The 25,958-nt window shown below is 39.1% G+C and carries 20 protein-coding genes; 1 reads left to right on the top strand and 19 read right to left on the bottom strand.

Going from position 1 to position 25,958, the window contains the following annotated elements:
- Window positions 1-28 precede the first annotated feature (28 nt).
- The 14 genes from AAHB15_RS01580 to AAHB15_RS01515 all read right to left on the bottom strand — a co-directional run bounded on the left by AAHB15_RS01580 (window position 29) and on the right by AAHB15_RS01515 (window position 20,857).
- Window positions 29-1,189 carry a serine hydrolase domain-containing protein gene (locus AAHB15_RS01580; RefSeq protein ID WP_342041635.1) on the bottom strand — a complete coding sequence of 387 codons (1,161 nt, stop codon included), beginning with the start codon at window positions 1,187-1,189 and terminating at the stop codon, window positions 29-31.
- Between the two features lie 106 nt (window positions 1,190-1,295).
- A complete protein-coding gene (locus tag AAHB15_RS01575; protein ID WP_342041634.1) occupies window positions 1,296-2,786 on the bottom strand; it encodes an ABC transporter substrate-binding protein in 1,491 nt (496 codons plus the stop codon).
- Window positions 2,787-2,988: 202 nt separating this feature from the next.
- Entirely contained in the window at window positions 2,989-3,216 is a 228-nt protein-coding gene (locus tag AAHB15_RS01570) for an acyclic terpene utilization AtuA family protein (RefSeq protein WP_144562737.1), read from the bottom strand.
- Between the two features lie 77 nt (window positions 3,217-3,293).
- Window positions 3,294-4,136: a polysaccharide deacetylase family protein gene (locus AAHB15_RS01565; RefSeq protein WP_342041633.1), complete on the bottom strand. Its 843-nt coding sequence runs from the start codon at window positions 4,134-4,136 to the stop codon at window positions 3,294-3,296.
- A gap of 11 nt (window positions 4,137-4,147) precedes the next feature.
- A complete protein-coding gene (locus tag AAHB15_RS01560; protein ID WP_342041632.1) occupies window positions 4,148-5,272 on the bottom strand; it encodes a chitobiase/beta-hexosaminidase C-terminal domain-containing protein in 1,125 nt (374 codons plus the stop codon).
- Window positions 5,273-5,391: 119 nt separating this feature from the next.
- Complete coding sequence (locus AAHB15_RS01555; RefSeq protein ID WP_342041631.1) at window positions 5,392-7,668, bottom strand: glycoside hydrolase family 3 protein; 2,277 nt, start codon at window positions 7,666-7,668, stop codon at window positions 5,392-5,394.
- A gap of 157 nt (window positions 7,669-7,825) precedes the next feature.
- On the bottom strand, window positions 7,826-8,923 hold the full coding sequence (locus AAHB15_RS01550; RefSeq protein WP_144562741.1) for a Gfo/Idh/MocA family protein: 1,098 nt from the start codon (window positions 8,921-8,923) through the stop codon (window positions 7,826-7,828).
- Between the two features lie 21 nt (window positions 8,924-8,944).
- On the bottom strand, window positions 8,945-9,817 hold the full coding sequence (locus AAHB15_RS01545; RefSeq protein WP_342041630.1) for a sugar phosphate isomerase/epimerase family protein: 873 nt from the start codon (window positions 9,815-9,817) through the stop codon (window positions 8,945-8,947).
- Window positions 9,818-9,925: 108 nt separating this feature from the next.
- Window positions 9,926-12,454 carry a beta-glucosidase BglX gene (gene bglX / locus AAHB15_RS01540; protein ID WP_342041629.1) on the bottom strand — a complete coding sequence of 843 codons (2,529 nt, stop codon included), beginning with the start codon at window positions 12,452-12,454 and terminating at the stop codon, window positions 9,926-9,928.
- A 44-nt stretch (window positions 12,455-12,498) separates the two neighbouring features.
- A complete protein-coding gene (locus tag AAHB15_RS01535; RefSeq protein WP_342041628.1) occupies window positions 12,499-14,094 on the bottom strand; it encodes a glycoside hydrolase family 43 protein in 1,596 nt (531 codons plus the stop codon).
- Window positions 14,095-14,347: 253 nt separating this feature from the next.
- On the bottom strand, window positions 14,348-17,191 hold the full coding sequence (locus AAHB15_RS01530) for an alpha-L-rhamnosidase (protein ID WP_342041627.1): 2,844 nt from the start codon (window positions 17,189-17,191) through the stop codon (window positions 14,348-14,350).
- Window positions 17,192-17,405: 214 nt separating this feature from the next.
- Entirely contained in the window at window positions 17,406-19,130 is a 1,725-nt protein-coding gene (locus AAHB15_RS01525; protein WP_342041626.1) for a glycoside hydrolase family 3 protein, read from the bottom strand.
- A 5-nt stretch (window positions 19,131-19,135) separates the two neighbouring features.
- The gene (pgmB, locus tag AAHB15_RS01520; protein WP_342041625.1) at window positions 19,136-19,798 is read right to left on the bottom strand and encodes a beta-phosphoglucomutase; all 663 of its coding nucleotides are present in this window, start codon (window positions 19,796-19,798) and stop codon (window positions 19,136-19,138) included.
- A 294-nt stretch (window positions 19,799-20,092) separates the two neighbouring features.
- A complete protein-coding gene (locus AAHB15_RS01515; protein WP_342041879.1) occupies window positions 20,093-20,857 on the bottom strand; it encodes an alpha/beta hydrolase in 765 nt (254 codons plus the stop codon).
- On the opposite strand from AAHB15_RS01515, the gene AAHB15_RS01510 reads away from it, so the two are divergent.
- On the top strand, window positions 20,856-21,029 hold the full coding sequence (locus tag AAHB15_RS01510; RefSeq protein WP_144562833.1) for a helix-turn-helix domain-containing protein: 174 nt from the start codon (window positions 20,856-20,858) through the stop codon (window positions 21,027-21,029). The genes AAHB15_RS01515 and AAHB15_RS01510 overlap by 2 nt on opposite strands.
- 61 nt (window positions 21,030-21,090) lie before the next feature.
- Here AAHB15_RS01510 and AAHB15_RS01505 read toward each other — a convergent pair whose 3' ends face one another.
- The 5 genes from AAHB15_RS01505 to nikB form a co-directional block, all read right to left on the bottom strand.
- A complete protein-coding gene (locus AAHB15_RS01505; RefSeq protein WP_144562749.1) occupies window positions 21,091-22,401 on the bottom strand; it encodes an MATE family efflux transporter in 1,311 nt (436 codons plus the stop codon).
- Window positions 22,402-22,495: 94 nt separating this feature from the next.
- A complete protein-coding gene (gene nikE / locus AAHB15_RS01500) occupies window positions 22,496-23,305 on the bottom strand; it encodes a nickel import ATP-binding protein NikE (protein ID WP_342041624.1) in 810 nt (269 codons plus the stop codon).
- A gap of 28 nt (window positions 23,306-23,333) precedes the next feature.
- Window positions 23,334-24,161 (bottom strand): nickel import ATP-binding protein NikD, encoded by an 828-nt coding sequence (gene nikD, locus AAHB15_RS01495; RefSeq protein ID WP_342041878.1) that lies wholly within the window; start codon window positions 24,159-24,161, stop codon window positions 23,334-23,336.
- A 5-nt stretch (window positions 24,162-24,166) separates the two neighbouring features.
- Entirely contained in the window at window positions 24,167-25,009 is an 843-nt protein-coding gene (gene nikC / locus AAHB15_RS01490; protein WP_098995957.1) for a nickel ABC transporter permease subunit NikC, read from the bottom strand.
- Entirely contained in the window at window positions 25,006-25,950 is a 945-nt protein-coding gene (nikB, locus tag AAHB15_RS01485; RefSeq protein WP_342041623.1) for a nickel ABC transporter permease subunit NikB, read from the bottom strand. The genes nikC and nikB overlap by 4 nt, the downstream gene beginning before the upstream one ends.
- Window positions 25,951-25,958: the final 8 nt, after the last annotated feature.

Raw genomic sequence — 25,958 nt, 5'->3', positions numbered from 1 at the left:
CTCGTGTAAAAGTATTATTTTATTAGACTTATAGTGATCCATAAATAACGGATCTTAGTCTTTGCTGCTGATAATCTTCAAAGTTTGGGAGCATTTGCTGCATATAAACAGCTGAAAGTTTTTCTTTAGGACAAATAGTTACCCATGTTCCTGACATCCCGTTCCAGCCAAATTCACCAACAGGACTGTTGCTGCCAGACGTTGGTGGATCTATCATGACCTGCACTCCAAGACCATAGCCGTAACCTGCCAGGCGATTCCAATTAAAATCCGAGGAATTTTGTGAGTTTAAATGATTTGTTGACATTAGTTGGATTGTATTTCTTCCTATAATTCGATTACCATTCAATTCTCCTCCACTGGCTAACATATGGGCAAATTGGCTATAATCACCTAGAGTAGAGAAAAGCCCTCCACCTCCGCTCTCAAAACGTGTATCAACTTTCGGAAACATATCTAAGGTTTTAATTAACTTACCTTCTTCATTTCGGATATAAAAGTTGGAAAGATGCTCTTTTTTCTCTTCAGGCAGATTAAAATATGTGTTATTCATTGATAAAGGTTTAAAGATTTCCTCATTTAGAAATTGACCAAGCGTTTTTCCAGATATGACCTCTATTAAAGCACCTAAAACATCGTGACTATATCCATACTTCCATGCCGTTCCGGGATCAAATGCTAGCGGAATAGTACTTAGTGCTTTAGAAAGGGCTCGAATATAGGTTTCTTTTGTGAAATCCTCTTGGTTATTTAATTGTTCCTCTACTTCCTTTACCCGTCTTTCCTGTTCCGTCGTTCCCCAGCTATAACTCAGCCCTGATGTCATAGTAAAGAGATCTTTGATTAGAATCGATCTCGACGCAAGCGAAATTTCCTGTTTTCCTTCTTTACTGGTCCGATAGACCTGAGGATTATTAAATTCGGGCAAATATTCCTCAAGCGGATCATTCAGCAAAAACTTTCCTCGTTCGTATAAAATTAAGGCTGCAGCACATGTAACGATCTTTGTCATAGAGTGGATTCGAAAAATCGTTTCAGATGTAATTGGTTTTTGCGTTTCCAAATCCGCATAGCCAATGTACTCTTCAAATACCTTTTCCCCTTCGTGCATTACAGCACAAGAACAGCCCACGGGCCCCTTCTCTACAAAGCTTTTCAATAATGGTTGTAAGTTTTGATAGGACAACATCTATCATTCCAACTCCTCTATTAACTTTTATTTTATTATGAATGGTATTAGTAGACTTATAGAAAAAGAGAACTGGAGTAAAATCCAGCTCCCTAACCATCCTAAATTATTTATTTTTTTTCCACTTATCATATTGCTTTTGTTTCTCAGCGATGATTTTCTCCAAACCTGCTTGTTTCAGCTTTTTATTGAATTCTGGTAAGCTCTTATTGGGATCTAATGTACCTGATTCAATCCCTACTTTATATTGATTAAGTACGTTTGTTGCTGTGGCGATTTCTGTTTTTACTGGATCTGGGTTAAACGTAAAACCAAAAGCTGGAGAGAAGATAGCAGAGTCGTTGTGCTTCTTAAAAATTTCCCAATAATTTGGCGGGTTTCCTTCCCAAGGATAGGTTAGGAAATTATTGCCAATTTCCCATTGTCCAAAAACATATTTGGATTCTTTAACACCATCCGGTAATTTAATAGTTCCATCTGATTTAACTACGTAATGCTTCCCTTCAATACCATTTGCAATTAAATTCATAATGTCTTTGTCAGTGTAAAGTAAGTTCATGAGCTCCATTGCTTTTTCAGGGTTTTGGCTGTTTCTCGCAATGGACATCCCAAAGGATGTAGCAGAATCAGTGTAAGAGTAAACATCTGTAAATCTAACGGCTACCATTTCATGCCCTGTGATTCCTTGTTCCTGTATTTCAAACCCAGGTTTCATATGAGAAAAGTAACCAAACCCTTTTCCAGCCTTTACAATATTGGCTGCTGCTTCTTGTGATGTTGCTGCATCCTTCATAATATAGCCTTCTTTAAACCACTTTCTTGTCATTTTAACTGAATTTAAATAATCCGGGTCTTCAAACATATTGACAAATTTTTTATCCTTAAATGACATAACACCTAAACTATCCCCTAGCACGTCATATTTCCCGCCATAAAGGACGCTTGCCGTTGTTAATGGACCTGCATTAACAACTGGAGCTAAAGTTGGCTCATTTTCTTTGACAACTTTAAACACCTTTTCTAAACCCGCAAATGATTTGACTTGAGAAAGATCAATTTTGTATTTATCAACAATATCCTTTCTCATAATAAAACCATAATCTACTCCCCAGTCTCTTGCACTAGGTACGGCATAGAGTTTTCCGTTCACTCTGTCTCCTTCGAGGAGAGTTTTAGGCACTGCTTCTAAAATCCCTTTACCGTATTTTTCTAGAAGTTCATCTAACGGAAGATATTGCCCCTTGACAGCAGATGTATTATAGCCAAAGAATGATGAGGATACGATTAAGTCGAGTTTTTCATTTCCTGTCAGCAGCAGGTTAGATTGCTGCGACCAAGCGGAGCCGTTAATTGGCATTAGTTTAACGGTTGCATTTATCTTTTTCTTGGTAATTTTATTGATTTCCTCTTGTACCAATGGCAGATCGTCAATCTTTGTAAAAGCCATGTATGCCATTGTCAGTTGATACGGTTCGCCTTTTCCATTAGAATCACCTTTACTAGCAGTGCCGCTTTGCTTCGAGGAACATCCGGTCAGAATTAAAAAAGCTGACATTATGACCACGATAAATCTGACAAAAAATTTACCCATACCCATTGTTTTCCCCCTTGTTTTTGTTTTTGATCACGCGTATTGGAAGCGCTATCAAAATATTTTTTAAGAATTTGATATGATCTCCTTCTTACCTTCATTTTAAAAGAGAATACAAAGATAGACTTACTAAAAAAGCGACTTATCATTTTCAATTTTCCGACCTTTCTATCGAATACCGGCTTTTATTATGGATTATTATCACTCATTAAAGTTTCTCACCTGTCTCAATTACCGTATAATCCAAGTATTTTTCAACATTGTGATAAACATCATCCCAAGAACTGCTGCAATCTTGAGCTGCTTGATTTCCGGTCCTTTCTGCTAGACATTCGAAAATAATATAGTCCAAGTTTCCCTTTTTAATAAAGTCTATTACTGGTTCAATCCGATCTCCAGCATATCCGGCTCCGGAACCTATTCTTATCTTTTTCAAGTCTAAAATCCCTCCAATAAAACAGATCAACCCGATAATTCAGACTTTTTTAACGTCCAAATTTCGGGCCTCATTTATCACATTTGTCTTTGTCGATTACGCAAATCACGCCATTGTATCAGTTGTATATTCTCTGAACGCAGTAGTTCCTGGATTTCTTCATCCCGAAATATATCAAATTCAAACCGCCTCATTGGCCAAGTTTCCGTGATGCCTTTTAATTCACTGGTATCCAGGGACGGATGGAAGACTAATTCCGTTACACCTGGTTTTAATGAGCGAATACAGTTAATCGCTGCCTCTTTTGTGATTTGATATGCTGGTTCTTTTCCTTCAGGTGCAAAAAAAGGTAACATTTCAATATGGTCTGGCAATTGTATTCCCTTTTTGTCTGCAAGAGTGACAATTTCTTCATGATTTGCCTGAGTTCTGACCGATTGACCTTGTTTCGCATATCTTAATGGCAATTGATACCTTTCGCAAAGGTCTAACAGAATGTCCATGACATGGTGCATACTTCCCATGTGATTATCAATGTTGGTGGGGTCTAGCCCTGATTTAAGCGCAAACTCTATCTGAGCGATTGCTTCTTCCCGAAGCTGGTCTGGGTCAGCCTGCTTTAAAACAGTAGCGGTATCTGCAGGAAAATACCCATTTTTGTCCACCAGAGTATTCATATTTGAACTAAGCGGTCCCCATTTATAAACATTCCATTCAGATGTATGGGTTAGATGGATTCCAACGTCCATCGAAGGATTCTTTTTAATAAGATGGATGGCTTCCAATGTCCAAGGACATGTCATCATGAGACTAGCGGAGGTAATCGCTCCTTCCGTAAATAGCGTATTGATAGCTTCATTTGTTGAATGACACATTCCAAAATCATCGGCATTTAGAATTAAAAAACGTTCATTTAACATCTTCGCCCCTCCTATCTTACATTAGCAGGTTTTTCTTGCTTAAATACCCAATCTATCATTTCTTTATTTTCGTAAGCCGGTACCCACGAACCATGGTTATACATTAATTCAGCTGGATATTCAGTGTAAATCGGAGTTCCTCCTACATTTCGAATAGCCTCAATTATATTTTGAGAATAAGATACCGGAATGACGCTGTCATCCACAGCATGAAATTCCCATATTGGTTTATTTGCGAGTAAATAAGCCTTTTCTGGATCACCACCGCCCGCGATTGGAACCATCGCAGCAAACAAATCCGGATACTTCATATTTAAATTATAAGTCCCAAAGCCCCCCTGGGATAATCCTGTTGAGTATAAGCGGTTACTGTCAATATTATAATTATTTCTAACATGCTGCAGGATTTCATAGGCCGTCCCAAGGTCTGTAGAAAACTCAAAAACTCGACTTAAATTGATATTATTATCGGAATCCCGAGTTATTCCAAATCCACCATCAGGTACGTTTCGAGCTTGCGGAGCTAATACAAAGGCCTGATGTTTAGCTTGATTTTCAGGTGCTGCCCAAATAACTGCACCATCATTAGCAGTAATCTGCTTTACATTATCCGTTCCACGTTCCCCGCCGCCATGTAAAAATAGTACTAGTGGATAAGATTTAGTTGGGTCGTAATTCTCAGGTACATAAAGACGATATGGCATTGAGTTATAAGTTAATTTTAAAAATTTATCAGCAATGGACTCTCTTGTTACAAATGTATATGTCAAATCAACCACCTCACTATTTGTCTTTCCATTGGTAACTTCTAATGCGCTGCTATTAACGTTCCCCCTTATAGCAATTGCCTTTATGACCGTATTTTGGCTTATAGTAATTGGTTCAGTATATAAGAGGCTTTGTTTTGTTGGAATGCTTCCATCAAGCGTATAGTAAATACTAACACCTGGTGTACTAGAACCTAATTCAATGGTTTGTGATTTATAGTATTTTCCTGGTGGCAAAGAGGGAGTTGGAGCGGCAACTTTCCCTCTATTATCAGTATCCTTTGCAAAGGCTGTGATAGTATATGATGGAAAAATAAGTAAAGCTAACATTAGTAAACCAATTAATTTTCTTAATCTTCTATTTTTCATTTGTCTTCCTTTCCCCCTTATAAAACTTTTTAATAGATTCTTTTAATTCACTTTCTAGGATCAAAGTTATAAATAATTTAGTATTAAAGTTTTTTGTAATTGTAACTGTAATTGTAATTTTATTTGTTTTTTTGATATTTTTCGGTTCTTTCATCCTGAATCTTGCCAGACCAATTTAGACCAAAGGCAAAGTCATATTCATTTCCCTCAGTGTCCACGTGACATTCCATGTCGTGAGCCACATCTTCCAATTGTTCTTCGACTGTTTTCATGTTGGCAGGCATTTGCATTGGCAGAAGACCTGAGGGTTCAGCACCGCCTGTTAAAATCTCAAAAATCGCTTGATCTTGTACTCCGAAATTCGCAAGAATAACATCAACATTACCTTCAAATTCTTCGACAACCGTCGGGTTTGATAACAAAATCGAAACTACTACCGGTTTGCCTTTCATTATTTCAACTGTATCTAACACCATATCCAAATCGGTTGTATTACTTGGTACCACCGTTTTCCCTTTGTAAGATCGGTTTAAAACGTCACCCGGACGCGCATCACCTGCAAGACTTTTTTCGCGGGCAAAATTCGCCGTATAAGATTTATACTGAAGGCTGATTGGTACATACCCATTACCTCCTTCTTTCACATCCTCATGGCTATAACCTGTTCCTGATTTTGGTGTACTGATAAAAACCAGACCAAAATCTGCTTCATCTGGGTTATCTGTCACCTTGAAATATTTCTTTGCCACTTCGACACTAACTGGATATTCGTATTTTTCAGATGTTGGATTACCAAACCAATCTTTGCCGGCAGGCGTAAATCTTTTAGGAATATATACTGCCTTCCCCTTACTTAATGGCAGTATTTGATTCTTGTTTTTCAACATAACAATAGACTTTAGCTGCACATCATATCCTTCCTGCATATACTCTGGTTTCCCAACCTCTTGAACAGTTTTTTCTACTTTTAGATAAGGGTTTTCAAAAAGACCTAAACGAAAGATATTTTTTAATAGACGTACTGCCGATTCTTCAAAGCGTTGTCGCATAAACACTTCACCATGTTCAGCAACGCCCATTTGGTACGCTTCCAAAATCGGGCCAGCTTCATTATTGCCTCCGAATTGATCGACTCCGGCCATAATTAATTTGTAATGTCGTTCTGAAACGGACAGTTCTTCGACACCCCATGGCTTCCCGCCGACAAATGTATCAATATTCTCCGGTTCATCGGCAGTAATGATCCAATCCGTGCAAACAACACCATCATAACCATATCTGTTTCGAAGCAACTTATTAATTAAGTAAGAGTTATAAGAATTACCGATATTTTCCCCATTAACCGGATCTTGATCAACTGATATGGTGTAATAAGGCATAACAGCAGAAGCCATCTTTGTTTTACCAGGTAAGTTAAAGGCACCTTCTGTAAATGGAATTAAATGTTCTGCAAAATTACCACCTGGATAAACGGCATACTTACCATATCCATAGTGGGCATCTCTTCCGCTTTCGCCAGAGCCGCCCCCGGGCCAATGTTTTACCATTGCGTTGACGCTGTCATAACCCCAGCCTTCGGCAATTTCTTTATCACCCGATGAATCCTGAAACCCGACCACATACGCACGAGCCATATCTGCAGATAGCTGTGAATCTTCCCCAAAGGTTCCATTAAAACGGAACCAGCGTGGATCGGTTGCAATATCAATTTGGGGAGAAAGGGCAGTTGTAATCCCTAATGCCCGATACTCCTTTGAGGCAATTTCCCCAAATTTTTCTGCTATTTCTGGACTAAATGTAGCTGCAAGCCCCAGCGGCTCAGGCCACATGGAAATTTTACCGCCCGCTCCTGCATTGAATTCGGTACTCGAATCTGAACCATGTCGTGGGTCTGAGCTATTGTTTGCTGGGATGCCAAGCCCTGTTCCTTCTGCAAATGCCTGAATATTGTTATTCCAGCGCGCAGCCGTTTCAGGATTTTCTATAGTTGTTACAAGGATATGTCTCAAATTATCTTTAGATAGAAACTCGATTTGTTCATCGGTTAAGTCCCATGGCTTTACACCGCTTTCTTCGTAAGGTTTGCCTCCATATGTACCAGCAAACCAGCCTTTACTCCCTGCCGGTACGGCTTGATGCCTGCTGTATAGCATGAGTCCGGCAATTTGCTCAATTGTCATTTTAGATGCAAGGTCCTTTGCTCTTTCTTCAGGAGTTAACCTCCAGTCCTCATATTTATCTATTTTTCCGTCTTTGTTTAAATCCTTAAAAAAATATCCATCTTTTTGGATAATGGTAACCCCGGAGGTTTCGGAATAACCTAACGTTGGTCCATCATTATTTTCAATATATTTAATCTGGTCTTCAGTATTAATTAACGTTTTATGATCATTCATTCAAAATCCTCCCAACTATATTGTTATTTCAACTAAGAATAACTTTCATAATGACGAAAGGCGCTGTGGCTGGACAATTCTTAAAGTCGAATTTTTTTTCTTATTTCGCAGAAAAGGAGGATTTCAATATCCCCCATTTCTTTTTTTTACACTTTGGTTAGAATTCGATTGTTTTTCCTGTCTTTGCCGAGGTATAGATTGCCTCTAAAATTTGTGTGACAACTAATGCTTGTTCCGGTTTAACTAGTGGCTCTGTATCATGAATAATGCAATCGAGCCACTGTCTCGCCTCTTTTACACCAGGTTCTTCCACACCGGCATCAAAATAGGCAATCCCCCCGCCAGTCGCTGGTTTGGTTTCCACCAACTTACCGTATTTCGCGCTATTGAAAACCAACTCACTTGTAGGTGACTTTGGCAAGGCTTTCATTTCTGCACCGCCTTCTGTACCACATAAAGTAGTCATTGCCTCACGAACATCCGTAGTATTTAGTGCCCATGCGCATTCTAAAATGATTGTGGCTCCGTTTTGCATCTTAATAAATCCAAAAGCCGAATCTTCTACTTTAAATGTTTCCGGGTCCCATGGGCCAAATAAATTACCTTCATGCTTATCTGCAAGCTTATAGAAAACTGATCCTGTTACAGATTGCGGCTTGTAATTGTCCATACACCAAAGAGTCAAATCAAGTGCATGTGTACCAATGTCAATTAAGGGTCCTCCCCCTTGTTGTTCTACATCTAGAAATACACCCCATGTAGGAACAGCTCTTCGTCGTATGGCATGGGCCTTTGCGAAATAAATATCGCCGAATTCACCTTCTCTTGATGCCTTATACAATACCTCTGAATCATCCCGAAAACGGTTTTGGTAGCCTATTGTCAGCTTCTTGCCTGTCCGATTAGCTGCATCAATCATTTCCTGGGCTTCTTTAGAATTAATGGCCATTGGCTTTTCACACATAACATGCTTTCCCGCTTCTAGTGCATCAATAGTGATAAAGGAGTGTTGCAAATTTGGAGTAAGTACATGCACAACATCAATCGAGTCATCCTGTAATAGCTCTTTATAATTGGTATAAACTTTTGCTTGTTCGGTGCCAAATTGCTGCGCTGCTTTAACGGCTCTTTCTTCAACCACGTCACAAAAGGCGGTCATTTCTCCTAAGTGACTTAACTTTGCCAATGAGGGCATATGCTTTTGATTAGCAATTCCACCGCAGCCGATAATACCGATTTTCAACTTCTTGGACATATGAAAAACACTCCTCTTGAATTATTTTTTGATAAATCCTTGCACATAGTTCTCCATCACTTTTAAATCGTCGGCAATGCTTGTAAATTTACTTCCAAGCTGTCCTTCGTTTTCCACAATGGCATAACGGATATATCCTAATTCATTCAGCGTTTGATATGTTTCTTGAAAATGAACAATACCAGTACCGAGATTAACGAAATCGTTTGGCTTCACAATTTCTGTATATAATTTCATCGTATCTTGGTTATCCTCTTGGCTTAAAGCGGCAAATATGTTAACCGGATTGACATGTTTACCTAAATCCTTTTGATGGATCATGTCACAGCGATTACCCAATTTTTCAAGCAATGAAATCGGATCATATCCACCTCTCATCACCCAAACAAGGTCAAGTTCAAATTTTACGTTCTCTGAATCTGTATTTTCGACTAGAAGTTCAAATAAGGAGGTTTCTCCAATTCTCTTAAACTCATGTGCATGATTATGATAATAAAAGCTTAACCCCGCTTCCTTACACTTCTTTCCTAATTGATTAAGCTGTTCTGCTGTTCTAAGGGTGTCCTCACGTCCGGATATGAACGCCATTGGGAAAACAATTGACTGACATCCAAGTAATGCATTTTCTTCAATAATCTTATCCCAATCGGCATCAAGCAGCGCCTTGCCTGGAGCAACACCTTCATGTGCTGCAAATGCTTTTAATCCCAAGTCGTCAAACTTTTGTTTTATTAAAGGAAGGGAAAAGGTATCAGTAAACCGTTCACCCGTAGCAAAATTAGCAGAAATCAACTCTACATTTTTGTAACCTATTTCAGCTACCTTTTCTAAGGTACCGAAATAATCTTCGTTTAACTCTCTGAACACTGAAAATAGATTTAATCCAATTTCCATCACGTAACTTCCCCATTTCTTTTTTATTTGTAAACTCAGATCTCGAAAGTTTCTTAATTCACTATTAATTCACTGCTCCAAATCCTTGCTATAATTGTTTTTTTAAAATTAACAAACTAATTCAAAAGACGCTTCTTTCACAACTTTCGAGTTGGAACCAATGTAAACTTTGAACTCTCCTGCCTCCGCTTGATACCTCATGTCAGCAGTATAATATTTCAAATCCTCTTCAGTAATTGTGAAAATTACTTCCTTACTTTCACTAGGATGTAAATCAACCTTTTTAAATCCTTTGAGTTCTTTAACTGGGCGAACAACACTGCCATAGAGATCCTGAATATAAAGCTGAACCACCTCCTCCCCTGGCATGGATCCAGTATTCGTGACGGTGACACTAACATTTATTTTTTCTGTCTTTGTCAGTTGATTCTTATCGATTTTCATTTCCGAATAGGTAAAGGTTGTATAGCTTAAGCCGTAACCAAAAGGGTAAAGAGGCTCGTTTGGTCCATCAAGATATTTGGATATAAATTTCTCATGCTGATTTTTCTTCGTTAACGGTCTTCCTGTATTAAAGTGGTTATAATAAACTGGAACCTGCCCGGTTTGGATAGGGAAACTCATCGTTAGCTTTCCTGAAGGATTATAATCTCCAACTAGTACATCAGTAATGGCATGTCCTGCTTCCGATCCTAAGAACCATGTTTCAACAATGGCATCTACATTTTTATCAAACCATTCTAGGACCAGTGGACGTCCATTTGTTAAGACAAGCACAGTAGGCTTACCCAATTTGATCATTTCTTCAGCTAATTTTCTTTGTGCTTCAGGTAATTCTATATCCATCCTAGAGGCAGCTTCCCCAGACATCACACTGTTTTCTCCCAACGCCAAAATGATTACATCTGCCTGCTTTGCCTGCTGAAGAGCTTCTTCTATTCCACCTTCCATTTCGCTATCGACTCTACAACCTTCTGCAAATAAAAGATTACTTTGGTTGACGAATTTTGATTTCAGACCTTCGATCAAAGTAACTGTTTTATCGCTATACCTGGAGAACTGCCAAGGACCTAATAAATCTTTACTATTAGCAAATGGTCCTATTACAGCAATTTTTCCTTTTTCTTTTTTTAAAGGAAGCACCCCATTATTTTTTAACAGGACGATTGATTTTTGGGCCAGCTCCCTGCTTGCCTGCAAATGTTCCTTACAGAAATGATATTCCATTTCTTTATCTGGTCTTATATAGCGGAATGGATCGTCCATGATTCCAATTTTAAATTTATAAGTAAGAATCCTTTTTACCGCATCATCCAATTGACTTTCTAGTATTCTTCCTTCCTCAATTAATTCAGGCAGATACTGTAAATAAGAAGTAGAGACCATTTCAATATCCAAAGTGGCATCAACTGCCATTTTTGCCGCTTCCTTACTGTCCTTGGCAGCTCCATGAACAGCAATTTCATCGACAGAACCGTAATCGGAAATCAGGATTCCTTCAAAACCTAGTTCTTCTCTTAACAAATCTTTCAATAATCCTTTATTGCCGGCAACAGGGATTCCTTGATAAATATTAAACGCATTCATTACCGAACCTGCTCCAGCCTCTAATCCTGCCTTAAATGGCGGGAGATAAACATTTCTTAATGTTCCCTGAGAAATGTCCACGGTATTATAATCCCGGCCGCCTTCTGCTGCACCATAGGCAATAAAGTGCTTCAAGCAAGCAATAATTGTTTCCTCACTAAAGAGGCTATCCCCTTGAAATCCCTCTACCTGAGCTTTTGCAATTAAAGATCCTAAGTACGGGTCTTCACCTGCGCCTTCAACCACTCTTCCCCATCTGGCATCCCTTGTGATGTCCACCATCGGGCCATGATTATATGTAATTCCTGATGCAGACGCTTCTTTGGCTGAAATGGCACACGCCCTTTTGATTCCTTCCAAATCCCAGCTTGATGCCCAGGCTAATGGAACAGGAAAAATCGTTTGATAGCCATGAATAATATCAGCATTAAATAATAAAGGGATTCCTAACCGTGATTTTTCTACAGCAATTTTTTGTAATTCAAACACTCTATTAATATCAAATGCTCCTAAAATGGAACCAGCTCTTCCGTCCTCTACCAATTTCTCAGGGGGATCTGCTTCAATATCTCCACCAAAGGAGAAATTAGAAGCCATACATTGACTCATTTGTCCAACCTTTTCTAAAACTGTCATCCTAGCAACTAGTTGATTAACTTTTTCTTGGATTTCTTCATTACTTCGTTCAACTATATTTTCAGAGTTTCGGTATTTTTCCACTTCCATTAATAAGGCCTCTGATAAGGAAACACCCTCTCCCTTTTGCCCCTTAATTTGCAGCTCTCCAAATGAATGAAGGTTCATGCGGCCTGTAAATGTTTCTTCAGAAAAGGTAAGGCTAATTTCAACCTTTTCCTCGGATAAAAGTTTAAACCTGCCTGCAGCCTGAAGGGCATCTCCTTCAACTGTTACTAGATTAAATTCAAAGTTTAATGGAATCGGCTCAGTTTTGACTTGTAAGCAATAAGCATTGTCTATTTTTTCGATTATAAAAACAACTTTCACTTTAGCCAGTGGAGTTTCCAAAATGGTATTCCATGTCCCTATCATCTACGTCCTCCTATTAGTAAAGCTATATTCATTGGTAAAAACGTTTACAAAACTGAATTCTCTGTATTTCCACCTGTCCAAGCGGCTAATAAATCATGTTTTAAATCTTCATCTGGTCTATAGCTAAAATAGTCGAAATGGGCTGGAGCAGTGGATGCTTTTCCATTTCCAGTCGCATACATTCCGAAAAACAGGCCCGTAAAACCACCGGCAACTTCAGTTGCGAGCATGGAACTTTCACCTTTACCTAAAGTAATTTTTTCACCATTTGAGGACATGAAGGAAAAAGTAAAACTAAAATCATCGGCTTTTACTCCAAGGATAACCCTTGGCAAATCGTACTCCAGCTCTGCTTCCACCTTCCACATGCTACCAATTCTACGGCTGAATTGAATAAAAGATTTTCCTTCTTTAAGAGTCTTAGCTATTTCATAATGATAATGTTCGTTCATAAATACAGTCAGCCCTGCTTCTTCTCCCTCATCATTAGGGATAAATTCCATTAGGGTAGAAATTTCACAATTAAGATGCTGCTGCCTTCGTCCCACAAATGCGGGAGAGTCTGTATCATTCAATGTGCATGATTGACCACGAATGGTTAGCCAACCAGATCGTTCCGTTAAGGACCAAGAGATTGGAGCCGGATTACGGTAAAAATTCCATTCTAGCGGAAGGGAGGTGGTATCAAAATCTTCTATCTCCTGCCATGGCTGAGATGGGCCAAAAGGCAGGGACTTTGCATCATTTTCTACTTCAGCATGCCCATCTACTCCCATAATAGGCCACCCTCCTTCGGTCCAATGGACTGAAACTAGATTGGTTTCGCGCCCTATGTGATGACGTTTGGGATAACCGACAGGCCTGATTCCTAGAAACACAGACCACCAGCTGCCATCTAATGCTTGGACTAAATCAGCATGCCCTGTGGCTTGAATTGGTTTATCCGTACTTCGATTCGAAAGAATAGGATTATTCGGATTCCCCTCAAAAGGCCCGTAAGTACTTCTGCTTCTTGCGATTGTTACCATATGACCAAATTCTGTACCGCCCTCGGCAATTAGTAAATAATACCACCCATTGATTTTATATAAATGCGGTCCTTCCGGGGAGCTGCCACCTGTTCCTTTCCAAATTAACCGACGCTCAGTTAACAATTGTCCAGACTCAATATCGAGCTCAGCCTGGTAGATTCCCACCGGTTCACCACTTCCAAAAGCGCTTGTTCCAGTTATGTAAACCCTTCCATCTTCATTGAAAAATAAGGATGGATCAATTCCGCCCCAGCCCTCAATGAATACTGGCTCGGACCAAGGGCCATCTGGATGTTCAGCATATACATAAAAATTCTTAGTTGTTGAGATATTGGTTGTAATCACATAAAAGAGTCCATTGTGATACCGGATTGTGGGGGCGAATATTCCCTGTGAAGGTCCCATTTTATGTATACGGGTCAGCGGCAATTGACTTTCACGAGTTAGTACATGACCAATCTGATTCCAATTCACTAAATCTGTACTATGAAAAATCGGTATGCCTGGGAAATATTCAAACGAACTGGTTACTAAATAATAATCTTTGCCAACCCTGCAAACACTTGGATCAGGGTGAAATCCGCTTATGACTGGATTAGTATATATCATTTCAATATCACGTCCGATCTTTATTAGATTTGGAATCTTTATTAATAGTCTTTTCTACTTTAAGGATAGAACAAATAAAAATCCTTTCCTACTGTAAATACGACTAATCATTTTCAAATTTCCGACTTTTTATAACACTTTAAATTACTTATAAGGTCAAAAGCCAAACACGTTGTTGTGTTTGGCTTATTACTCACTAAACCTTTTTAATGTTATATTCTGACCTTTTTCTTTTTATTAAATGTCTAAACTATTATTGCACAATCACTTTTATTTCATTAAGCTTCACATCTAACTCGTCCAGAACTTCCGCTGAAATTGGCAAGAACGGCATATGGGACAGTTCTCTTAAGGATTGATGGCCTATGTTGGCAATCATCTCCTGAGGAAATGCTGCAGTTTGAGGTACTATATCCGCCAATACATGTTTTACTTCTTCATTTCCAAGCAGTTCACTTAATGGCAAATGTGTACTGTAATATTTTAAATAGGCAACTTCAGGAGTATAGGAGAATTCCCAGGTTCCGCTGTTTAACTCAACCTGCACCTGTTTACCGGATTGACTTGCACTAACTTCTAAGTCGTTGAATGACCTTCCATTCAGAAGTACGTTTTCTAGTTTAGCATCAGGCAATTCAACAGTAGCTGTCGCATTAAAAGGAATAACAAACTTAAACTTCAACTGTCCTTCTTCATTTAGCTCCCACTGACTTTCGTATAAACCTGCAGCAGTATCCAATCTTGCATTAGCATACTTCAATCGATAATCAGGCTGCGGTGCCAATCTTACATGCCTAAAGCCTGGTTGATCTTCAACAGGGTTGATACCTGCCACGTTTCGATACATCCATTCCACAATCGATCCATAAGCATAGTGATTTAAAGAGTTCATATCCGTTCCGCTAATTTTGCCGTCAGGCAACACGGAATTCCAGCGTTCCCAAATCGTTGTCGCACCCATTGTGACGGCATATAACCAGCTCGGATAATCCTTATTTAAAAGTAACGTATAAGCTAAATCATTGTTTCCGTTCTCAGAAAGCACTCTGCATAGATACGGTGTCCCAACAAAACCAGTCTTCAAGTGATTCTTGTCCTTTTTTAATCTTTCACGTAAATCATTAGCTAGTCTGTTTCGATGCTCATCTGGAACAAGGTCCATAAATAAGGCAACAACTAACGCTGTCTGGTTATTCAAGGCTAGGCGTCCCGTGGAAGTAAAGTATTCTGCTTGGATTGCAGCTCTTACTTCATTTGATAACAGTTCGTACTCGCAAGCAATTTCCTCCTTGCCAAGTACCTTTGCTGCTTTAGCCACGAGCATTGAAGAATAGCAATAATAGGCAGAGGATATAAAAGCTATTTCTGTTCCACCCATTGGAGAATTAGGGTCCTCCCCATCCAATGCCAGCCAGTCACCAAAATGGAAACCTGTTGTCCAAAGCATTTTAGAACCAGAAGCTTCGTCTGCCCTCTTAATAAAATCTACCCAGCCCTTCATACTTTCGAATTGCTGTTCGAGTATCGCTTTATCTCCATAGTGAAGATAAACATTCCACGGGATAACGGTAGCTGCCTCGCCCCATGCACTTGAACCGCCGCCTTTAACTGTTGCCATAGGGACTACCATTGGAACCATTCCATTTAGTGATGATTGTTCCTTTGCAAGGTCATAACCGTATTTACTGAAGAAAGCATAGGTATCCATATTGAAGGCGGCTGTTCCTGAAAAGACCTGGGCGTCACCCGTCCAGCCCATGCGTTCGTCTCGCTGAGGGCAATCTGTTGGTACATCTAAGAAATTCCCTTTTTGACCCCATAAAGCGTTCAAGAATAATCTATTAACCAATGGATTACTAGTTTCTAAACCTCCCGTTTGATCCATATCCGAATACAAGACACATCCTGTAAAATCATCCTTATTTACTTCCCCGTTCCAACCGGAGACTTTCACATATCTGAAGCCGTAATAAGTAAAATGCGGCCTTACGGTTGATTCTTCTCCATTGGAGATATACCTAAACTCTGCCTTTGCAGTACGCAGATTGTCTTGATAAAAATTTCCTTCTTGCAGGAGTTCAGCATACTGTAAAACAATTTCGGACCCCTTTGTAGCATTAGTTCTAAACTGAACCCAGCCAACCATGTTCTGACCCATATCCAGCACTGTTTCTCCAGCTGGAGTTTTAAACACTTCAATTGGCTTTAACTCTTCCTTCACTACTACCGGCAGGCTTAATCTTGCCTTTAGTCTGTCGTATCCTGAGTCAAGCATCTTAACATTGTACGACGTACCATCAGTAAAGATTGCATCGTAAATCTCACCATCATATAAACCACTAAATAAGATCTTGCTCTTTCTTGCTGCCCATGAGTCATCCGAATGAATGATAGTGGTTGTTCCATCTGCATGGTTTAAAACAATTTCACATAAAAGGGCAAACTGATCACCATAAACTTCCGTTTCTCCGCCTTCAAAACCAAAGCGGCCTTTGTATAATCCATTTCCAAGACTAACTTCGACAGAGTTTTGTCCAGTTCTAACTAGATCGGTAATATCATAGGTCTGGTATTGCAGCCATTTGTCATAAGCGTTGAAATTTGGAGTAAGATACTCATCCCCAGCTTTTTCACCATTAATCTCGATTTCATATAGACCTAGACCACAAACATAGGCACGAGCAGAGACCACTTCTTTTAACAGGTCAAAATCTCTCACGAAGACTGGGTGTATCTCCTTATCAAAATCCGGTGTAATCCACTTTGCCTCCCAAGGTTCTGCCAATTTGGCCGTTTCAAACCAAGCTGTATCACTAGCAGCCACTTCCCCATTATCCGCCCAAACCGTCACTCTCCAAAAATAGCGTGTACATGGCTTTAGTTTAATAGGAAGCTCAAAAGCAAGGCTATCAATCGCCAGACTCTCCCCACTATCAAATACAATATCTGTAAATTTTTCATCAAGGGCAACCTGAATTTGCGCAGCTGTTTGTTTTTTAGCGGTTGTGTCATAGGTGACAAAAGATAACCGAGGCTTTCCTAAATCAAATCCCAGTGGGTTTGTTATACGGTTTGTTTTCATATTTTTTATTTTCATGTTTTTATTTTCCTCCCATAGGTATTCACAAAGCATGTATCTTTTTTTAGGATTTAAGTTGATATTTCCATAAATTTATTTTAGCAAACGCTTTTATCTAATTTAATATTGAAAAACAAGATTAACATTGCTCGAATCAAAGATTAGTTAAAAGGAGTTAGTCAGCCGATTAAAAGGAGCAGCACTCCATCTTGAAATGGAGTGCTTACTCTAATTAAAATCTAGTATCCCATTTCCCGCAGAACGGATCTACAGGACTCTTCCCTTTAAACTCAGATTTCCCTAAGATTTTATCCACTATTGCCTCAACCACAAATTCATTAGATGAATAGGCATTAATATAGGTCTTCAACATTGGCACATCCTGCAGGTGGTACGGGTTTGCAACTGATATAAACACTGTAGGAATATCTTTGACGAACCATGGAGCGTTTGCATTTAACGGCTGCTGCCAATTAATTCTAACAGTCGTTTGGTTACTTGCTGTTTCAAGATTCGCAACATAGATGATAAGATCATATTTCTCTTTAAAATCGTTCACACTCATAAACAACTCTTGGAAATTAACTTGCTTGTCATTGTAAAGTTCTACTTGGAATCCAGAATTTTCAAGAGAGTCGATAAACGGCTGGGTTACAGAACCGCCTTCCTTTAGTCCTCCTTCTTGATCACCTAATACATATAGACGAACCCGTTTAAATTTATCAGCACTAATAGGCAGCAGTTTTTGTTTATCCTTTACTAATGTAACGGATTGGTCTGCACATTCTCTTGCCCATTCCTTATGTTCCTCACACTGAAATACCGACAGTTCCGCTTCCCCAGGTACTAAAGTTCCCATTTCCTTCTGTACATGCAAACCTAGTGATGCTTTGAGAGCAAGTACTCTAGTAACAGCTTCATCTACTCTTTCTAAGGTTAGAAAACCTGTCTTAATCCCTTTTAACATAAACTCATAATCTTCTTTTATATTTCGGTTGAAGAGGAACATATCACAGCCTGAAGCAATTGCCTTAGGTACAGCAATTTCTCTTCTTTCTGAAGTAGTGAACCCTAACATAGGGGATGCATCAGTCACAATTAAACCATTAAAACCTAAATTTTCTCTTAATAAACCATTGAGTAATTCTGGTGCTAGTGTGGCCGGCTTGATTTGTTCATCCTTAATACCTGGCATTAGTTTTTTCGAATACTCAGGCAGCATAATATGGCCAGCCATAATCGATTTTACCCCACTGTCAATCATCTCTTGGTAGACCATCCCAAAAGTTTGATCCCATTCTTCAGTAGATAAGCTGTTTACAGATGATAAAAGATGCTGATCTCTGTCATCCACCCCATCCCCTGGGAAGTGCTTAACGGCTGCTGCGAGTCCGCTTTCATGTATTCCATTCATAAAAGCTTTAGACATTTGAGCAACTCTGATTGGGTCAGACCCATATGTTCTTACATTTGTGATAGGGTTTCGATAATTCATATCAATATCAACAATCGGTGCAAAAGCCCAGTTACACCCGGCTGCCCGTCCTTCACGGCCAGCTACTAATCCTAATTTATTGGCCATATCTTCATTGTCTGTTGCAGCCACCTGCATTTGTTTTCCGAAATAGGTGCCATCCGTAGCAATCCCATTCCCACCAGCTTCTAAGTTAGCAGAAATCAATAAAGGAACTGGAGATAACTCTTGTAACAATCGATGTGTTTCCTGCATCTTTGCCCCAGTATCTGGCCGATACATGATACCTCCAGGATGATATTCTGCAATAAATGCTTCTAAATCTTGCTTATTATCTGAACTGCCAATCGGACAAAATAATTGCCCCACTTTTTCATGTAAGGTCATCGACTCTAGGGTTTCTTCCACCCACTCGATATCTTTATTGCTAAGGAAAAATGGTTTATTTTTCAAATGGGCTAGACCTGCATTAAGTTTTATCATTGTTATCAACTCCTAATCTCGTTAACCTCTAATAGGTGGTCTATATCTAAATTGGATATGTCGTTTAATTTCATATCGGCATTAAAACACTTAGCTGCTGACCCTATACCTACAGCCTTCATTCCGGCAGCTTTTGCAGCATCAATTCCGGCTTGTGCGTCTTCGATCACAACACATTCTTCTGGATGTACACCTAGGAATTCGGCTGCAAGTAAAAAGACCTCCGAATCGGGCTTACTGTTTTTGATGCTGTTTCCATCAGCTATTGCGTCAAAATTTGTAGCTAATCCTATTTGGTCTAATATAAAAGGCGTGTTTTTACTTGAAGAGCCAATTGCAATTTTTATATCCCTTGCCTTTAAACTGATTAAAAGATTAATAATCCCTGGTAAAATGTCATTGGGTGATAACTTGTTAAGCAGTTCACAATATATGTCATTTTTTCTCTGTGCAAGAAGGTACTTTTCACTTTCACTGTAGACTTTGTCCGAATGACTCAGAATAATATCCAGACTTTCCATTCTGCTTACACCACGAAGTCTTTCATTTATTGCTCTATCAAAATATATATTTTCTTGATCACTGATTTGTTTCCACGCTTGGTAATGATATTCGTCTGTCGAAACAATCACACCGTCTAAATCAAAAATAACTGCAGAAATTTTCATAGTTCCCATCCTTATATCAAATAGTAAGCGATGAAGCCACCAATCGCGGCACATCTGAAAGCGTTTCCTATACTATTATTATGATATAAAAACTAGCCTTAGATCGCTTTCCCCTTTTTGGCTGAAAACAGGCCGATATTTGTTCTATTTTCTTTTTCAATATGTTTGTAGATTAAGGGAGGATGAAAAAAAGAGCCCTGTTAACAAGAGCTCCAATCGACTATGAATCATTATGTCATTATTTTATACCAGCTTTTAATGCTAAAAATATTCTTCCACACCACAGCCAGATACCTATAAATCCCTCATTGCTTTTGCAATTTCTATACATAAATCCTCAGCTTGAGGAACATGTCCTAATTTATCAATAAATGCATGGGTCATCCCTTTATAACGGAAACAAGTGGTTTCTACTCCTGCATCCTGAAGCTGCTTGGCATAGAACTCTGTGTGAATGCGTAAACCGTCAAATTCTGCTCCTGCTAGAATAGCTTTTGGCAGACCTGCATGTGATTCGGCAAGTATTGGACTAACATATGGGTTATAGATATCTTCCTTATCTGAAATATAAGCTCCTAAAAAAAGATTATCTTCTAATTTTGAAGGTCTTCCAAGTGAGATGAGTCCATTGATGATGTCTTTGTGCTCCTCTGACTTTTCAAAAAAGTTCTCACTCCACTCATATCCTTCAACCATGGCATCCGCTTGTGAAACTGCCGGAAAAATCAATACCTGCAAGGCAATTTTGGGTGTACCTTCCTCTCTTGCTTTCAAACAAACTGCCGCTGCATAATTTCCTTCGGCACTATCTCCACCAACACTGATTTTTTTAGGATCAATTCCATATGCTTCTGCATGATCATAAACATGCTTTACCGCATAGTAATTGTCATTAAAACCGTTAGGGAATGGTTTTTCTGGAGCTAAAGAATAATCTACGTTAAATACCACTCCATCAATTAATTCAGCTAACAATTTGCAGAAGTTTTCTACCGTATAGACGCTGCCGCCAATCCAGCCGCCTCCATGAAAAAATACGAATGCTGGCCGTTTTGGGATACAACGCCTGAACCAGGCTGCCTTGTTTTTGTCTAATACTGATTTACCAATACCTGAGATCGCTCAAGAAGTAGGATATTCAAGTGTTACTTTTTTTTATAAAAAGTTTAAAGAACTATTTAATGAGACCCCGCATTGGTATAAGGAAAAGCATAAACAGCAAGGGATTTAAAATTAAGGCTCCCTTGCTATTTCTTTCAATGTTAACTTTTGAATACCAAAGTGCGTTGTTTTCATGTTGTGGATTCAAACAATTTTTTATTTAATCTCGGGGTATACATGATTAGAAATCCAGATCTCCCAACCGTATAAACAATGAAAGCCAGCCATAGGCCATGATTATGCCAGATAGGGGTAACCGTAATTTGTAAAAGGATATAGACAATCATTGCGTAAATCATAGAGTTTCGAACGGGAGCAATTTCAGTTGCTCCTGTAAAAACACCATAAATGACAAGGCCAAAACATGCGGCAAAAGGGTAAAGGATTAGCCATGTTCCGTATGTAATTGAAAGTTCAATAACACTTGATAGATTGGTAAAAAGTGCAATAATTTGTTTTTGAAATAATCCATAAATACAAGCTATAACAAACGCGATAATGACCGACCATTTTTTTGATAAAGTAAGTGTCTTTTTATATAGTTCCTTGTCATTTGATCCTACCGCTTTACCGACAAGTATACTCGTGGCGTTCGCAAACCCCTCAAAGAAATAAGCCATTATGTAATGAATTTGAAAAAGAACAGCATTGGCAGCTAACAAGTCTGTTCCAAACGAAGCTCCTTTTGCTGTAAACATATTAATAACGACTAATAAACTAATTGTCCGAATAAACAAATCCTTGTTAACGTTAAACATCTTTTTCATAGACTGTGTATCTATTAGTTCTTGAAAGGATGGGAATTGCCACACAAATGGGGATGCCTTTATTATAATAAGTAACCCTACTATAGAGGCTGTCACTTCAGCAATCAAAGCGGCCGCAGCGACCCCTTTTACAGCAAAAGAAAAGACGTGGACAAAAAGAATGGCCAAAATCATATTCAAAACATTCATTAAGACTTGTAAAAATAATGATTCTTTAATCTTAGCCATCCCCATTAGCCAGCCAAGGATAACATAGTTCATCAATGTAAAGGGTGCCCCCCATATTCTGATTCGAAAATATTCTGCGGAAAACTGACTGACATCAGAATCAGCGGAAAACAATTTCAGAGCTAAATATTCAATTGGCCATTGAAGTAGAATAAAACAAGTTCCAACCGCAATAGCTAATAAAAAGGGACGAGATAAAGCAAGTATTCCTTGATCTGGGTCGCTTGCCCCGTTCGCTTGTGCAGCAAAAGCAGATGTACTAACCCGTAAAAATCCGAATACCCAATATAATGTATTAAAAATTAGAGTCCCTACTGCAACTCCTCCAATATAAGCTGGATCGGGAAGCTGCCCTACAACGGCTGTATCTACAGCACCTAACAAGGGCGTTGTCATTGTCGAAATTGTTAAGGGGATCGCCAAAGATAGGTACGCCCGATTATTCATTTGAAATAGCCTCCTTTTATTACTTTAAATAAAAACAATAGCCCCGATTTTGTAAAGGAAATCGAGGCACTTGAAACTGCGGTTACTTTTTAAATTAAGCACGTCTAACCGATCGAAAACGTGGGTACTCGGCAAGCATTGAATCCCTCATCTCTTTTACTACAGGATGTACTGAAGTAAAAAACTGATTTTTATCATCGTATAGCTCCACCAATTCTCCCTTTTCTAGTACACCTAATCTATCACTAATGGTATAGGCAGCTTTAATATCATGTGTAATAAAAAGAAACGATAGTCCGAAGTCTGCTTTTAACTGCTTTAGTAATTCCAAAATCAGGGTTTGATTCACCATATCTAGACTACTGACAGCTTCGTCCAAGACAATCAGCTTTGGCTTAAGTGAGATGGCTCTTGCAATATTGATTCTTTGCAGTTGCCCGCCGCTAAATTGATTGGGATATTTTTTTAAGTCCTCTTCACTTAGCCCTACCCTTTCCAATAATTCAATAACGGTCCGTTTTTGTTCAGAGAGAGTAAGCTTTTCAAAGTTCTCTAACGGCTCTGAAATAATTTGTTCCGCCGTCATTCGAGGGTTGACCGATGAATAGGAGTCCTGAAAGACTGCCTGGAGATCACGACGAATTTTTTGATAACTGTGCTTATCTGTGTTATAAATATCATGCCCTTGAAAAAGAACCTTTCCATATTGCGGCCGTTCCAAACCAAGAATCACTTTTCCTAAGGTACTTTTCCCAGCTCCACTCATACCAAGCAAACCTAAACAAGTTCCTTCCTCAAGAAAGAGAGAAATGTTGGAAAGTATTTTTTTAGAACGGTCTTTCCAGTTGATAAACTTTCGAGATCCGTAGCTATGAGTTACTTCATTTAATTGTAATAAACTCATTTTTTCCCCCCTTACAAAATGCCTATTTTTAAGCCAAATGGCTGACAGACTGATCGAATGGTAATACTGTTCGTGCACGTAAAAGTTTTTTCGTATATTCATGCTGTGGCTCATCAAATAGTTGGAACACGTCCGCTTTTTCTACGATTCGGCCATTCTGCATAACGGCAACTTCATCTGCCATTTCAGAAATGACCCCGAGGTCATGAGAAATTAATAATATAGCTGAGCCGAACTCAGAGCGAATTTTATCTAAATGGTACAGTACTTTCTTTTGATTATTTACATCAAGTGCGGTTGTCGGTTCATCAGCAATAATTACCGAAGGATGTAAGCATGCTGCAATCGCAATCATCAGCCGTTGAAGCATACCACCACTCAATTGAAAAGGATAGTACTTTAATAGTTTAACAGGATCTGGTAAGTTGACATGATGCATCGCCTCAATGGCCAGCTCTGTTGCTTGTTTTTTATTCCATTGTGTATGTGAACGAATCGTTTCAATAAATTGATGGCCAATTGTAAAAACAGGCGTAAAAGCATTCATTGGATTTTGCATAATAAAGGCTATATCCTTACCACGAATTCCACGCATTTCTTTCTCACCTAAACCGTTCAATTCATGTCCTTGTAATTCTATGCTCCCTGTAACTTTAGTGGTTTTCCGATCGAGCAGCTGAAGAATGGACATACTCGTAACGGTTTTACCGCATCCACTTTGCCCAACTAGACCAAGAACCTCCCCACGCTTCAGTTCAAAATTTATATCTTGAACGAGAGTGGCAGCCCCATTCTTTGTTTTTACCTCTACATGTAAATCTCTAACTTGTAGCACATTCGACTGTTCATTACCCAACATTCTCATTCCTTTTTAAAATCGCGTTTGACTCCGTAACGTTCTGATAACGCTTCTCCTAATAAATTGAAGGTAACAATAACAAGCATAATCATTAACCCAGGATAAATCATCAAGGCAGGGTTTGTACGAATATACGACTTTCCTTCGTGAATCATTGCTCCCCATTCAGGTGTTGGCGGTTGTACTCCTAAGCCGAGAAACGACATAGCGGATATGTCCATAATGGCCCAACCCATTTCTAATGTACCCATTACGACTAATGGAGGGAGTACATTGGGAACAATATGATTTTTAATAATCTTCCATTGAGAGGAGCCGCTTATTTTCGCGGCTGCAATAAAGTTTTGTTCCTTCAAACTTAGAACCATTCCTCGGAACATTCTTGCGTAATAGACCCATTGGACAAGCATTAGCGCCAAGATGACCTGTGAAAGTCCAGGTCCGAAAATACCAACCAAACCAAGAATAAGGATAAGACTAGGAAAAGCCATCACACCATCACAAAATCTCATCAAAACATGATCGACCCAGCCGCCTTTATACCCTGAAAAGGTACCAACGATTAAACCAATCACTAAGGATGAAATGAAAATGAGCATGGCAAAACCTAATGAAATTCGTGCCCCATATAAAAGGCGTGATAAGTTACATCTTCCTAAATGGTCGGTTCCTAATGGAAATTCCCAAGAAGGAGGCTGTAGTTTATAAACTAAATTGACCGCAGTCGGATCATTTGGTGCTAGCCAGGGGGCAACTATCGCCATAATAAAAAGTATACCTAGAATCATCGAACATATAGGAATCACTTTTTGACTTATGAATTTTTTACGTATACTAGTTATCATAAGCGATTCCCTTCTTTCCTGGATATGCGCGGGTCAATATACATTTGAATAAGATCCACAATCAAATTACTAACAATAAATAAGCTAGCTGCAATAAACACATAACATTGAATGACAGGTATATCACGGTTAAAAATTGCTTCAATAAAATAACGACCAAACCCAGGCCAAGAAAATACGGTCTCCACGATAATCGTTCCCGTTAACAGTTTTCCAAGATTCATCCCTAGTCCCGTAATCATTGGTGAAATGGCGATCCTTAAGACATGCTTGGCCATTATCGTTTTTTCCTTAATTCCCCTTGTTCTTGCGAAAAGCACATAGGGCTCTTGTAAATTTTCTAGGATGCTCGTCCGCAACAATCTTGTATACATCGCAATTAAAGGAAGAGCTAGTGTTACGGAAGGAAGAACAAGATGCAGCCATGTCCCAATCCCCTCAACTGGGAAAAGGTCCAGTTTTACTGAAAAGAAAAAAATCAAAAGATAACCTAACCAAAAAGATGGAATGGAGGCCCCCACAAATGAGAGTATACGACTAAAATGATCAATCGCACTGTTCTTCTTTACCCCTGCCAAAAAGCCAAGAGGGATACTGACGAGCACCGCTATGAATAAACTTCCTAAAGCTAGCTGGATGGTCGCAGGAATTCGGTAAATAACCTCGTCCCAAACGGGCTTATTCGTAAGATAAGATATGCCAAAATCAAGTTGGCATATCTTCATAATAGAGTTTACATACTGCATAAAAAATGGTTGATCTAAACCAAACTCATGTCTTTTTTGGGCCAAAATCTCATCGGTCGGTTCGATATGAGCTACTGTTAAATAGGCCTCGGCCGGATCCACCGGAGAAAAGTGGATCATCCCGGTCGTTAAAAGTGCGGCCAAAAGAAAAACCGGGATAATGGACATTATTCGTTTTATTATAAAAGTGCCCATAATAGCCT

It is taken from the genome of Bacillus sp. OTU2372, from assembly GCF_038440275.1.
Classification (GTDB): Bacteria; Bacillota; Bacilli; order Bacillales; family Cytobacillaceae; genus Neobacillus; species Neobacillus bataviensis_B.
Note: the sequence above shows the minus strand (reverse complement) of the source record. Positions and strands in the feature narration are given on the sequence as shown.